Origin of the sequence: Cellulomonas algicola, from assembly GCF_003851725.1 — a bacterium.
Lineage (GTDB): Bacteria > Actinomycetota > Actinomycetes > Actinomycetales > Cellulomonadaceae > Cellulomonas > Cellulomonas algicola.
The window spans coordinates 1-12,870 of the sequence record NZ_BHYL01000212.1; the positions used below are offsets into that span (position 1 = coordinate 1).

A 12,870-nucleotide genomic window follows, 5' to 3' on the forward strand; every position below is an offset into this window, starting at 1 on the left:
CCCACGGGCCACGGCGTGACTCGTCCGACCGGTCATGCGGACCGAGGCATGGCCGTCACGCAGTACTGCGGAGCGTCATATGGCGGACGCCCGCTGAGAGGAAACCCACCGTGCTCATCGCACAGCGCCCCACCCTGACCGAAGAGGTCATCTCGGAGAACCGTTCGCGGTTCTCCATCGAGCCGCTCGAGCCCGGCTTCGGCTACACGCTCGGCAACTCGCTGCGCCGGACGCTGCTGTCCTCCATCCCCGGTGCCGCCGTCACCTCCATCCGGATCGACGGCGTGCTGCACGAGTTCTCCACCGTGCCGGGTGTCAAGGAGGACGTCACCGAGATCATCCTCAACATCAAGAACCTGGTCGTCTCCTCGGAGAACGACGAGCCGGTCGTGATGTACCTGCGCAAGCAGGGGTCGGGTGTCGTCACCGCCGCGGACATCGTGCCGCCGGCCGGGGTCGAGGTGCACAACCCCGACCTGCACCTGGCGACGCTGAACGACAAGGGCAAGCTGGAGATCGAGCTCACGGTCGAGCGCGGCCGCGGCTACGTCTCCGCCGCCCAGAACAAGTCGTTCGACGCGGAGATCGGCCGGATCCCGGTCGACTCGATCTACTCGCCTGTCCTCAAGGTGACCTACAAGGTCGAGGCCACGCGTGTCGAGCAGCGGACCGACTTCGACAAGCTCGTCGTCGACGTCGAGACCAAGGCCGCCATCAGCCCGCGTGACGCGCTCGCGTCCGCCGGCAAGACGCTGGTCGAGCTGTTCGGCCTGGCCCGTGAGCTCAACGTCGAGGCGGAGGGCATCGAGATCGGCCCGTCGCCGACCGACGCCGCGCTCGCCGCGGACCTCGCGCTGCCGATCGAGGACCTGCAGCTGACGATCCGCTCGTACAACTGCCTCAAGCGTGAGGGCATCCACTCCGTGGGTGAGCTCGTGGCGCGCAGCGAGGCCGACCTCCTGGACATCCGCAACTTCGGTGCGAAGTCCATCACCGAGGTCAAGGAGAAGCTGGCCGAGCTCGGCCTGACGCTCAAGGACAGCCCGCTCGACTTCGACCCGTCCGCGTCGGCCTTCTACGGCGACGACGAGGGCGACTTCGTCGAGGACGAGCAGTACTGACGCCGGGGAACGCGCGCCGGGCCTGAACGGTCCGGTGCGCGTCGCCGATCACTGGAACTCAAGGAGTAGATCATGCCCACGCCCACCAAGGGTCCCCGGCTCGGTGGCGGACCGGCGCACGAGCGTCTGATCCTCGCGAACCTCGCGACGCAGCTGTTCGAGCACAAGCGGATCACGACGACCGAGGCCAAGGCCAAGCGTCTGCGCCCGCTCGCCGAGCGCCTCATCACCTTCGCGAAGCGCGGCGACCTGCACGCCCGCCGCCGTGTCCTGACGGTCGTCAAGGACAAGGGTGTCGTGCACACCCTGTTCACCGAGATCGCGCCGGCCGTCGCCGAGCGTCAGGGTGGCTACACGCGCATCACGAAGATCGGTCCGCGCAAGGGCGACAACGCGCCCATGGCCGTGATCGAGCTCGTGCTCGAGCCGCTGTCGCCGAAGCAGGCCGTCGTCAAGGAGGCCACGAAGGCCACCGCGAAGGCCGCGCCGAAGGCGGAGAAGAAGGCTGACGAGGCCCCCGCCGCCGAGGTCGAGGAGACGACCGACGCCGAGGCGACCGAGGCTCCGGCCGAGGACACCACCGCGGCGACCGAGGGCGACGCCGAGAAGGCCTGACCCTTCCGCAGCACCGACGAGAGGCCCGGAACCGCGCAGGTTCCGGGCCTCTCGTGCGTCCGGCCGTGTGCGGACAGGTCGCCTCCGCTGTGAGCGTGCCGCCGCCCGGGTCGTTGCGCCGTCGGCATGGTCCGCGGTGGCAGGGTCGGGCGCGCGCCGTAGGGTCGTGCCATGGGGCTGCCGGTCGTCCTGGTGCACGGGTTGCGGACGTCGCGCACGATGTGGCGCGCGCAGGTCGAGGCGCTCGAGCGTGCGGGCCGCACGGCTCTCGCGGTCGACCTCCCCGGGCACGGTGCGCGGGTCGACGAGCCGTTCACCTTCGACGGTGCCGTCGAGACGGTCCGGGCAGCGGTCGACGACGTCGGGGGCCGGGCGCTCGTCGTCGGGCTGTCGCTCGGCGGCTACGTCGGGATCGCGCACGCGGCCCGTCACCCCGAGCAGGTCGCCGGGCTCGTCGCCGCGTCGTGCTCGACCCGACCGTTGCCGCTGCTGGTCGGCGGCTGGGCGCTCGCGGCGCGCGGCATCGGGCGGCTGCCCGACCACGGCGAAGGGCTCAACGCGTTCATGGCGCGACGGTTCCTGCCGGCACAGGGTGCGCTCGACGTCGGGGCCGGCGGGTTCGCGCTCATGGTCACGCGCGACGTGCTGCGCGAGGTCACGACGGCGACGCCGCTCGACGACCTGGCGCGGGTCGACGCGCCCGTGTGGCTCGTCAACGGGCGTTTCGACCACTTCCGCGGTGACGAGCGCGCGTTCCTGCGCGCGTGCCGGCACGGGCGGCTCGTCGTGGTGCCCGGTGCGACGCACATGGTGAGCCTCGTCGCGCCGGAGCGGTTCACCCGCGTCGTGCTCGAGGCGCTGGACGACGTGGACCGCGCCGAGCCGGTGGCCGTCGCGCCGGGCGGAGACGCGCGACGCGCGGGCGTCGACCGGGCGGCACCTGCGCGGTGACGCCGGTGCGTGCGGTAGGGCGGCGACCCGTGCGTGCGGGTCGGGCAGCGACCCTGGTGCGTGCGGTCGGGGGGCGATCCCGCCGCGCGGCGGGCTCGTGGCGACCGGGACGCGTCGCGCCGATGGGCCGGGACGCGTCGCAGCGCTCACCGTGCGGCCCGTGCGCGCGAGGGTGCGGGTCAGTCGTGGAGCGTCCAGGCGCGGACCCCGCCGACGATCCCGGCCTGGTTCGGCACGACGACGACGTCGTCGCCGAGCCGTTCGAGCACCTGCGGCGTCACCTGCCGGGCGTTGCCGCCGCCGAGGTACAGGCGGTCCCAGAGGAACACGGGCCGCAGGCCCTCGACGACGCGTCGCACGCGCCGCGACCACAGGCCGTCGCCGAGCCGGGTCCGCTCGACCTGCCCGACGTACGCGTCGTACGTCGTGCCCCACCGGACGGGCGCGTGGGACAGCTCGAGGTGCGGCGCGAGGACGCCCCCGTCGAACAGCGCGGAGCCGAGGCCGGTGCCGAGCGTGAGGACGAGCTCGACGCCGGTGCCGGAGACCACGCCCGCGCCGTGCACCTCGGCGTCGTTGAGGACGAGCGTCGGGACGCCGAGGCGCTCCTGGAGCGCGGCGCGGACGTCGCACCCGGCCCACGCGTCGACGAGCGCGGGGTCGACCGTCGTGCGGGGACCGGAGCGCGTGACGTAGTGCGGGGTCGCGACGACGACGCCGTGCCGGATCATGCCGGGCATGCCGACCGTGGCGCGGTCGGCGGCGGGGAGGTCCGCGCCGATCGCGGCGATGGTGTCGACGAGCCGCGACGGGGGCAGCGGGTACGGGGTCGGGACCCGCACGGCGGGGGCGTGGAGCGTGCCGGCGGCGTCGAGCACGGACGCCTTGATCCCGCCGCCGCCGCAGTCGACCGCGAGGGTGAAGGGGTGGGCGGGCGTCGTCGGCACGTCGCCACGCTATCCCTCGCCACGACGACGGGCCGCTGACGGTGATCGGACCGTGCCTCGCGCGCGTGCGCGGGCCCGTGGCCGACGCCGCACTACCGTGGTCCCTCGTGACCGTCCCGCCCGCCGAGCCGACCGACGCACCGCTCACCGAGCCGACCGGCGCGCGCAGCGACCTGCGCGGCACCCCGACGACGGCCGCACCGTCGCCGGCTGGACCCGCTGGCTCGGCTGGACCTGCTGGACCCGCTGGACCCGCTGGACCCGCTGGACCGGCTGGACCGGCTGGGAAGGCCGGGCAGGCCAGGCCCGAGGGTCAGGCTCGGCCGGCCGGGACGACCGAGCCGTCGGGCGACGCGGCGGCGGGCGCGACGCGGCTGCGGCTCGACCTCGCGTACGACGGCACGGCGTTCAGCGGGTGGGCGCGGCAGCCGGCGCTGCGCACGGTGCAGGGTGTGCTCGAGGACGCGCTCGCGGTGGTGCTGCGCACGGCCGCGCACGGCGTGCCGGCGCCGCACGTGACGGTCGCGGGCCGGACGGACGCGGGGGTGCACGCGCGCGGGCAGGTGGCGCACGTCGACGTCGCGCCCGAGGTGCTGGAGGCGGCCCGGGCGCGCTCGGCCCCGACCGCGGAGGCGGCGCTCGTGTCGCGTCTGGCGGGCGTGCTGCCGGCGGACGTCGTCGTCCACCGCGTGACGCGGGCGCCCGAGGGGTTCGACGCCCGGTTCTCCGCGCTGCGACGGCGCTACGCGTACCGGATCTGCGACGACAGCGCCGCGCGGGACCCGCTGAGCCGCGCGCACGTGCTGTGGCACCGCCGCCCGCTGGACGTCGAGGCGATGGACGCGGCGGCGGGCTCGCTGCTCGGGCGGCACGACTTCGCGGCGTACTGCAAGCCGCGCGAGGGGGCGACGACGATCCGCACGCTGGAGCGGTTCTCGTGGTCGCGCGGGGCGGCCGGGGCCGCGGACGCGGGTCTGGTGGTGGCGACGGTCCAGGCGGACGCGTTCTGCCACTCGATGGTGCGGGCGCTGGTCGGCGCGTGCGTGGCCGTGGGGGAGGGGCGCCGCCCGGTCGGGTGGGCCGCGGACCTGCTGGCCGGGCGGCGGCGTGACGCGGGTGCGGCGGTCGTCGCGGCGCACGGCCTCACGCTCGAGGAGGTCGGCTACCCCGCGGACGACGCGCTCGCGGCGCGCGCGGTGCAGACCCGCGCACGCCGCGAGGCGCACGACGTCGACGCGACGCCAGGGTGCTGCTGAGGCACCGCCGGCTGGTCGCGCGGACAGACGTCAGGGACGCTCGTCCTCGCCGTCCTGGTAGTAGCGGTCGTCGACGTACTCCTCCTCGATGAGGTGGACGGCGGCCTCCTCGGCGCTCGCGGCGCCGCCGGAGACGCCCGCGTCGACCGCGAAGGTGTCGTTCACGCCGGACTCGACGGCGTCGTCGTCCGCCACCAGACGGCCGGCGCGGAGCTCCTCGCGGTCGCCGGTGACGCGCGGACGCTGCTCCCAGACCTCGGGCTCCTCCTGCTCGATCCGCTGGTCGATGGTCTCGCGGTGCTCCTCCTCCCAGTGCGTCTCCCCGTAGTGGGTCGTCCGGGGGCGGTCGCGCTCGGGGGGCGTGTAGCCCTCGTCGAGATGGTCGTCGACGCCCCGCTCGACGAGGGTGTCCTCGCCGGGGAGCTGGTCGGTGTCGCCCTCGCTGCCGAGTGCGGCATCGGTCCGGGTGGCAGGTGTCTCGTCGCTCATGCTCCGACCCTCGCACCGGCCGCGACGCTCCGCCAGGGGACGGCGGGGCAATGAGGTTCGGCCAGGGCGCGCGGGCCGGTCAGACTGTGCGGCATGGGCCATCTCGACATCGGCGGCATCGACTACGTCCTCCCCGACGGCCGTCCGCTCCTCGACGACGTGACGTTCCGCGTGGCGGAGGGTGCGCGCGTCGCGCTCGTCGGCCCGAACGGGGTCGGCAAGTCGACGCTGCTGCGGATCGTCGCCGGTGACGAGCAGCCGCACGCGGGGTCGGTGCAGCGCAGCGGCGGCCTGGGCGTCATGCGGCAGGACGTCGGGCGGATCGACGACGACCGCTCGGTGCGCGACCTGCTCGCGTCGCTCGCGCCCGCGGCCGTGCGGGACGCGGCGGTCGAGCTGTCCGCGGCGGAGCTGGGGATCATGGAGGTCGACGACGAGCCCGCGCAGATGCGGTACGCGCAGGCCCTCGTGGACTGGGCGGACGTCGGCGGGTACGAGGCCGAGGTGGGCTGGGACCGTGTGACGGACGCGGTCCTGTCGGTGCCGTTCGAGCGCGCGCAGCACCGGGAGGTGCGGACGCTGTCGGGCGGCGAGCAGAAGCGCCTGGTGCTCGAGGCGCTGCTGCGCGGTCCCGACGAGGTGCTGCTGCTCGACGAGCCGGACAACGCGCTCGACGTCCCGACGAAGAGGTGGCTCGAGGACCGGCTGCTCGCGTCGTCGAAGTCGGTGCTGCTCGTGAGCCACGACCGCGAGCTGCTGGCACGCGTGGCGACGCACGTCGCGACGCTCGAGCCGACCGCGGTGGGGGCGTCGGTGTGGGTGCACGGCGGGGGCTTCTCGACGTACCACCAGGCGCGCGAGGACCGGCGCTCGCGGCTCGAGGAGCTCATGCGGCGCTGGGAGGAGGAGCACGCGAAGCTCCGCGAGCTGGTGCTCACGCTCAAGACGAAGGCGGCGTTCAACGACGGGCTCGCGTCGCGGTACCAGGCGGCGCAGACGCGGCTGCGCAAGTTCGAGGAGGCCGGTCCGCCGATGGTGAAGGTGCGCGAGCAGTCGGTGCGCGTGCGCCTGCGCGGTGGCCGGACGGCGAAGCGCGCGGTGGTCGCGACAGGGCTCGAGCTCACGGGCCTGATGAAGCCGTTCGACCTCGAGGTGTGGTTCGGCGAGCGCGTCGCGGTCCTCGGGTCGAACGGGTCGGGCAAGTCGCACTTCCTGCGGCTCCTCGCGGCGGGCGGCTCGGACCCGGGCCCGGAGCACGAGCCGGCGGGGGAGACGGCGGTCGCGCCCGTGCGTCACACCGGGTCGGTGGTGCTGGGGTCGCGCGTGCGCCCGGGGTGGTTCGCGCAGAACCACGCGCACCCGGAGCTGGTGGGCCGGACGCTGCTGGAGGTCCTGCACCGGGGCGACGCCCACCGGTCGGGGCTCGGGCGCGAGCAGGCGAGCCGTGCGCTCGACCGGTACGAGCTCGTCGACCAGGCCGAGCAGGCCTACGAGACGTTGTCGGGCGGCCAGCAGGCGCGGCTCCAGATCCTGCTCCTCGAGCTGGGCGGCGCGACGCTGCTGCTGCTGGACGAGCCGACGGACAACCTCGACCTGCACTCGGCGGAGGCGCTCGAGGCCGGGCTCGCGGCGTTCGAGGGCACGGTGCTCGCGGTCACGCACGACCGGTGGTTCACGCGGACGTTCGACCGGTTCCTCGTGTTCGCGGCCGACGGGTCGGTCGTCGAGACGCCGGAGCCGGTCTGGGACACGGCGCGGGTCGAGCGGGCGCGCTGACCCGAGCGCGCCGGCTCGGGCGTCCTGACCCGCTGCGCCGTCGCGCGCGACCGGCAGGTCGACCCGCCGCCCGATCCCGCGACGGGGCGGGCGAGCGCTTCCCTGGACGAGCGTCCACCAGACGGCCCTGCCGCCGTCACCCGGTTGCCGTACGACCTGCGACGCACGTCCTGCATGTCGACGTTTCTCACCCGCCCGGGCCGCCGCCTGCGGCGCACAATGACGCCATGTCGAACACCACCGTCCCGTGGGTCCACCGCCCTGCGCGCGTCGACGACGCCGCGGCGCTCGGCACGCTGGCCGAGTGGCTGTCGCACGTCCAGCTGACCGACACCGACGACCAGGAGGAGCTCGAGCGGTGCGCGCAGGCGCTGCAGCGCATCGCGCTCGCGTCGGGCGTCCTCATGCGTCAGCTCGGTGACCTGTCCCACGACCGCTGCGACTTCAGCGACCACCTGCTGGCCGACGAGCGGCACCGGGTCGCGGAGGCGCAGCGCGCGGCGCTGCACGAGGCGCTGGGCACGCTCGTCGACCGGGCGCGCGCCCGGCGCGGGCGGCACGCGGGCGTCGTGCCCGTCGCGGACCTGCAGGCGCTGCTGCCGAGCCAGCGTCAGGCGCCGCGCGCGGACGCGTAGGACCCGACCACCTGCCCGTCGTCCGAGCGGTGCGGCGGCGGCCGGCCGACGAGCGGCGCAGGTCAGCCGCCGACGACGAGCAGCACCGCGAGCGTCGCCATCACGGCCGCGACGACGCCGTCGAGCACCTGCCACGCGCGCGGCCGCGCGAACAGCGGCTGCAGCCTCCCGGCGCCGAACCCGAGCGCGGTGAACCACACGACGCTCGCGGCCACCGCGCCCGCGCCGAACGCCCACCCGCCCGCGGCGGGGTGCTGCTGCGCGAGCCCGCCGAGCAGCACCACGGTGTCGAGGTAGACGTGCGGGTTGAGGAACGTCAGCGCGAGACACGTGAGCAGGACGGCCGAGCGGCGGGCCGGTCCGTCGGTCGCGGGGTCGAGCTGCTGGGGCCGCGCCACCCGACGGGCTGCACCGACCGCGAGGACCAGGAGGAACGCCGCGCCGGCGTACCGGATCACGCGCAGCACGACGGGGTGGTCCCCGACGAGCGCGCCCAGCCCGGCGATCCCCGCCGCGACCAGCAGCGCGTCGGCGCCGGCGCACACGAGGACCACGGGCAGGACGTGCTCGCGACGCAGGCCCTGGCGCAGCACGAAGGCGTTCTGCGCGCCGATCGCGACGATGAGCGAGAGCGCGCTGAGGAAGCCGGTGAGGACCGCGGGGAGCATGCGTCGACGGTAGGTCGAGCACGCGCGTGAAGACCAGTTCAGGTTTCTGCCGGACCATTAGCATCGCTTCATGACGTTCGACACCGACCACCTGCGCACGCTCGCCGCGGTCGTCGACGAGGGCAGCTTCGACGCGGCCGCCCGCTCGCTGCACGTGACGCCGTCGGCGGTGAGCCAGCGGATCAAGGCGCTCGAGCAGCAGGTCGGCGGGGTCGTCGTGCAGCGCTCGCGGCCCTGCCTCCCGACCGCCGCGGGGGAGGTCCTCGTCCGTCTCGCGGGGCAGGTCGACGCGCTCGCCCGCGACGCGCTCGCGGAGCTCGGTGCCGTCGCGGGCGCGCAGCCCGGCGGCCGGCGACGCCTCGCGGTGGCCGTCAACGCCGACTCCCTCTCGACGTGGTTCCCCGCCGCCCTCGTCGGCCTGCCCGAGGACGTGCTCGTGGACCTGCGGCGCGAGGACCAGGACCTGTCCGCGCAGCTGCTGCGCGACGGCACCGTCGCGGCGGCGGTGACGGCGGAGCGTCGCGCGGTCCAGGGCTGCCGCGTCCGCCCGCTCGGGTCGATGCGCTACGTCGCGCTCGCGGCGCCGGACGTCCGGGACCGCTGGTTCGCCGACCCCGACCCGGACGCGCACGCGCTCGCCGACGTCCTCGGCGACGTGCCCGCGGTGGCGTTCAACCGCGCCGACGGTCTCCAGCACGCGTTCGTCCAGCAGGTCACGCGTGCGCGGCCCCCGCTGCCGCTGCACTACGCGCCCGAGCAGGGGGCGTTCGTGGCGCTGCTGCGCGCGGGGCTCGGGTGGGGGATGGTGCCCGAGCAGGCAGCGGCCGGGGAGCTGGCCTCCGGCGCGCTCGTCGACGTCGCGCCCGGGAGGTGGCTCGACGTCCCGCTCTTCTGGCAGCACTGGGCGCTCCGGACGCCGACGCTCGACGACCTCACCGAGCGCGTCCTGCGCGCGTCGCGCTCGCTGCACCGGTCCTGAGCGCCACGGCGCGGTGCGGCGGCCACGGTCAGGACGGTGTGGCGCAGCCGACGCCACCTGTTTTGACCGTCCCTCCGACGCGCAGGTAGTCTTGTGCGTTGTTGTGCGTCCCCTGTCGCGCGCCCGGACTTCTCACCTGAGCGCTGCGGTGGCGTCCCGGTGCGGTTCCCACTCGCCGGAGGGATGCTCCGACAGCCCTCCACGGCGCCGCTCGCGCGACGACCGTGACATGCAGACACAACGAACGAAGGCTTACGACCCGTGCGTACGTACACCCCGAAGCCCGGCGACGTCGAGCGGACCTGGTACGTCATCGACGCGACCGATGTCGTCCTCGGCCGCCTGGCCACCCACGTGGCCACGCTGCTGCGCGGCAAGCACAAGGCCACCTTTGCTCCGCACGTCGACGGCGGCGACTTCGTCATCGTCATCAACGCGGACAAGGTCGCCCTCACCGGCAACAAGCGCGAGACCAAGCTCGCCTACCGCCACTCCGGCTACCCGGGTGGTCTGCGGGCGACGCGCTACAGCGAGCTCCTCGAGAAGCACCCGGAGCGCGCGATCGAGAAGGCCGTCCGCGGCATGCTCCCCAAGAGCTCGCTCGCTGCCAAGCAGCTCGGCAAGCTCAAGGTCTACGCCGGTGGCGAGCACCCCCACGCCGCCCAGCAGCCGAAGCCGTTCGAGATCACCCAGGTCGCGCAGCAGGCCTGACGGCCGCCGCGCGTAGAGCAGACAGGAACCGAGGACACCAGTGGCAGAGACCACGGTCGACATCGACCTCGAGGGCGACGAGACGCCCACCAGCTACACCAGCGAGACGGCGACCCCCCAGGGTCGCGGTCAGTCCATCACGGCCCCCGGCCAGGCCCTCGGCCGCCGCAAGGAGGCCATCGCCCGCGTGCGCCTGGTGCCCGGCACCGGCCAGTGGAAGATCAACGGGCGCACGCTCGAGGACTACTTCCCGAACAAGGTGCACCAGCAGCTCGTCAACTCGCCGCTGAAGCTCGTGGACGTCGAGGGTCGCTTCGACGTCGTCGCGCGCATCACCGGCGGTGGCGTCTCCGGCCAGGCCGGCGCGCTGCGCCTGGGCATCGCCCGTGCGCTCAACGCGATCGACGCCGAGCACAACCGCCCGGCCCTCAAGAAGGCCGGCTTCCTCACGCGCGACGCCCGTGTGGTCGAGCGCAAGAAGGCCGGTCTCAAGAAGGCCCGCAAGGCTCCGCAGTACTCGAAGCGCTGATCTCAGCGCCTCACCCGATGGCCCCGTCGGTCGGAAGACCAGCGGGGCCATCGGTGTCTGCGGGATGGTGAGCACAGCAGGGAAGACGGCGGGGACGCAGGGGCGCGCCGACGACGTCGCGTGACAAGGGAGTGCAGAGATGGCCCGACTGTTCGGCACCGACGGGGTGCGAGGACTGGCGAACCGGGACGTGACGGCCGAGCTCGCGCTCGACCTGTCCGTCGCCGCGGCGCACGTGCTGGGCGCGAGCGGCGCGTTCGAGGGGCACCGTCCGCGTGCGGTCGTCGGCCGCGACTCGCGGGCCTCGGGCGAGTTCCTCGCCGCCGCCGTCGCCGCAGGCCTGGCCTCCGCGGGTGTCGACGTCGTCAACGTCGGCGTGCTGCCGACGCCGGCCGTCGCGTACCTCACCGCCGAGCTCGGCGTGGACCTCGGCGTCGTGCTCTCCGCGTCGCACAACCCCATGCCCGACAACGGCATCAAGTTCCTCGCGCGCGGCGGGCACAAGCTCGACGACGACCTCGAGCGCGCGATCGAGAAGCGCATGGGCGAGGCGTGGGACCGCCCGACGGGCGCGGACGTCGGCCGGATCCGGCTCGATACGGGCCGCGCGGGCGACGACTACGTCGACCACCTCGTCGCGACCATCCGTCCCTCGCTCGGCCACCTGCGCATCGCCGTCGACTGCGCGAACGGTGCGGCCAGCGAGGTCGGCCCCGCGGCGCTCCGGCAGGCGGGCGCCGACGTCGTCGTCATCAACGCGTCGCCCGACGGGCGCAACATCAACGAGAAGTGCGGCTCGACGCACCCCGAGCAGCTGCTCGCGGCCGTCGTCGCGTCGGAGGCCGACCTCGGTGTCGCGTTCGACGGGGACGCGGACCGCTGCCTCGCGGTCGACGCCGACGGCAACCTGGTCGACGGCGACCAGATCATGGGCGTCCTCGCGCTCGCGATGCGCGACGCCGGCACGCTCGCCGACGACACGCTCGTCACGACCGTCATGAGCAACCTCGGTCTGCGGCTCGCGATGCGCGACCGCGGGGTCCGCACGGTCGAGACCGCGGTGGGCGACCGCTACGTGCTCGAGGCGATGCGCGCGGGCGGGTACTCGCTCGGCGGCGAGCAGTCGGGCCACATCATCATGGCCGCGCACGCCACGACGGGCGACGGTGTCCTCACCGCGCTCCAGCTCGCCGCGCGCGTCGCCGAGACCGGTGAGCCGCTCGCGAAGCTCGCGGGCGTCGTGCAGCGGCTCCCGCAGACGCTCGTCAACGTGTCGGGCGTGGACAAGGCGCGGGCGTCGAGCGACGAGCCGCTGCTCGACGCCGTGCGTGCCGCCGAGGCGCGGCTGGGCGACACCGGTCGCGTGCTGCTGCGGCCGTCGGGCACCGAGGCGCTCGTCCGCGTCATGGTCGAGGCCGCGACGCAGGCCGAGGCCGACGGTGTCGCGCGCGAGCTCGCGGACGTCGTGTCGTCGCGGCTCGCCCTGTGAGCACCACGGGGTCCGCGCGGCAGCGGGACGTCGCGCTGCGCGACCTCGTCCTGCGGCTGCTCGACGCCGCCCACGGCACCGGCACGGTCCCGATCGTGCAGGCGGGCCACCCCGTGCTGCGCGCGCAGGCGCTGCCGTACGACGGCCAGCTCGCCGACGACGAGCTCGAGTCGCTCGTGCACGTCATGCGGGCGACGATGCACGCCGCGCCGGGTGTGGGCCTCGCCGCGCCGCAGATCGGGCTCCCGGTCGCCGTCGCCGTGATCGAGGACGCGGGGCCGCCCGACGGCGACGTCGGCCAGGTCCGCGAGCGTTCCCCGCTGGCGTTCCGCGTGCTCGTGAACCCCCGGTACGCGCCCGTCGACGACGAGCGTGTCGCGTTCTACGAGGGCTGCCTCAGCGTCGTCGGGTACCAGGCCGTCGTCGCACGGCCGCGGCACGTGCACCTCACCGGTGCCGACGAGCGCGGCCGTGCGCTCGACGAGGTCGTGTCCGGCTGGCCCGCGCGCATCGTGCAGCACGAGACCGACCACCTCGGTGGTGTGCTCTACCTCGACCGCGCCGAGCTGCGGTCGCTCGCCGCGGCCGACGCCCTCGGGCTGCGCTGGGCGAGCGAGCCGCGCCCGACGACCGCGGCGCGGGCGCTCGGCTTCGACCTCGGCGCGGTGCCCGACGACGGTGCCGTGCCGGACGCTGCCGCGTCC

14 protein-coding genes are annotated in these 12,870 nt (G+C 74.6%); 11 read left to right on the forward strand and 3 right to left on the reverse strand.

The genetic code is table 11. From position 1 onward, the window contains the following. Window positions 1-110 precede the first annotated feature (110 nt). From CTKZ_RS13565 to CTKZ_RS13575, 3 genes are all read left to right on the forward strand, one after another. Window positions 111-1,121, forward strand: coding sequence for a DNA-directed RNA polymerase subunit alpha (locus tag CTKZ_RS13565; protein WP_124343449.1), 1,011 nt, complete (start codon window positions 111-113; stop codon window positions 1,119-1,121). Between the two features lie 72 nt (window positions 1,122-1,193). Continuing rightward, the gene (rplQ, locus tag CTKZ_RS13570; protein WP_124343450.1) at window positions 1,194-1,736 is read left to right on the forward strand and encodes a 50S ribosomal protein L17; all 543 of its coding nucleotides are present in this window, start codon (window positions 1,194-1,196) and stop codon (window positions 1,734-1,736) included. Window positions 1,737-1,907: 171 nt separating this feature from the next. Continuing rightward, on the forward strand, window positions 1,908-2,687 hold the full coding sequence (locus CTKZ_RS13575) for an alpha/beta fold hydrolase (RefSeq protein WP_124343451.1): 780 nt from the start codon (window positions 1,908-1,910) through the stop codon (window positions 2,685-2,687). Between the two features lie 179 nt (window positions 2,688-2,866). Here the strand turns inward: CTKZ_RS13575 and CTKZ_RS13580 are convergent, their stop codons facing one another. Beyond that, window positions 2,867-3,634 carry an ROK family protein gene (locus CTKZ_RS13580; protein WP_124343452.1) on the reverse strand — a complete coding sequence of 256 codons (768 nt, stop codon included), beginning with the start codon at window positions 3,632-3,634 and terminating at the stop codon, window positions 2,867-2,869. A gap of 374 nt (window positions 3,635-4,008) precedes the next feature. On the opposite strand from CTKZ_RS13580, the gene truA reads away from it, so the two are divergent. Beyond that, the gene (gene truA, locus CTKZ_RS13590; protein ID WP_124343461.1) at window positions 4,009-4,890 is read left to right on the forward strand and encodes a tRNA pseudouridine(38-40) synthase TruA; all 882 of its coding nucleotides are present in this window, start codon (window positions 4,009-4,011) and stop codon (window positions 4,888-4,890) included. A 30-nt stretch (window positions 4,891-4,920) separates the two neighbouring features. Here the strand turns inward: truA and CTKZ_RS13595 are convergent, their stop codons facing one another. After that, window positions 4,921-5,379 carry a DUF5709 domain-containing protein gene (locus CTKZ_RS13595; RefSeq protein WP_124343453.1) on the reverse strand — a complete coding sequence of 153 codons (459 nt, stop codon included), beginning with the start codon at window positions 5,377-5,379 and terminating at the stop codon, window positions 4,921-4,923. A 93-nt stretch (window positions 5,380-5,472) separates the two neighbouring features. Between CTKZ_RS13595 and CTKZ_RS13600 the strand changes: the two genes are divergently transcribed. Then, a complete protein-coding gene (locus CTKZ_RS13600) occupies window positions 5,473-7,155 on the forward strand; it encodes an ABC-F family ATP-binding cassette domain-containing protein (RefSeq protein ID WP_124343454.1) in 1,683 nt (560 codons plus the stop codon). Between the two features lie 227 nt (window positions 7,156-7,382). Next, complete coding sequence (locus CTKZ_RS13605; protein WP_124343455.1) at window positions 7,383-7,790, forward strand: hypothetical protein; 408 nt, start codon at window positions 7,383-7,385, stop codon at window positions 7,788-7,790. Window positions 7,791-7,852: 62 nt separating this feature from the next. Here CTKZ_RS13605 and CTKZ_RS13610 read toward each other — a convergent pair whose 3' ends face one another. After that, window positions 7,853-8,458: a LysE/ArgO family amino acid transporter gene (locus tag CTKZ_RS13610; protein ID WP_124343456.1), complete on the reverse strand. Its 606-nt coding sequence runs from the start codon at window positions 8,456-8,458 to the stop codon at window positions 7,853-7,855. 70 nt (window positions 8,459-8,528) lie between these two features. Here CTKZ_RS13610 and CTKZ_RS13615 point away from each other — a divergent pair, with 70 nt between their 5' ends. From CTKZ_RS13615 to CTKZ_RS13635, 5 genes are all read left to right on the forward strand, one after another. Further along, entirely contained in the window at window positions 8,529-9,437 is a 909-nt protein-coding gene (locus tag CTKZ_RS13615; RefSeq protein WP_124343457.1) for a LysR family transcriptional regulator ArgP, read from the forward strand. A 261-nt stretch (window positions 9,438-9,698) separates the two neighbouring features. After that, window positions 9,699-10,148, forward strand: coding sequence for a 50S ribosomal protein L13 (rplM, locus tag CTKZ_RS13620; protein ID WP_124343458.1), 450 nt, complete (start codon window positions 9,699-9,701; stop codon window positions 10,146-10,148). 40 nt (window positions 10,149-10,188) lie between these two features. Next, window positions 10,189-10,677, forward strand: coding sequence for a 30S ribosomal protein S9 (gene rpsI, locus CTKZ_RS13625; protein ID WP_124343459.1), 489 nt, complete (start codon window positions 10,189-10,191; stop codon window positions 10,675-10,677). A gap of 139 nt (window positions 10,678-10,816) precedes the next feature. Beyond that, window positions 10,817-12,166: a phosphoglucosamine mutase gene (gene glmM, locus CTKZ_RS13630; protein ID WP_124343460.1), complete on the forward strand. Its 1,350-nt coding sequence runs from the start codon at window positions 10,817-10,819 to the stop codon at window positions 12,164-12,166. Next, window positions 12,163-12,870 (forward strand): peptide deformylase (locus tag CTKZ_RS13635; RefSeq protein WP_148090496.1); only part of this gene is annotated, 708 nt, incomplete at its 3' end. The genes glmM and CTKZ_RS13635, both read left to right, overlap by 4 nt.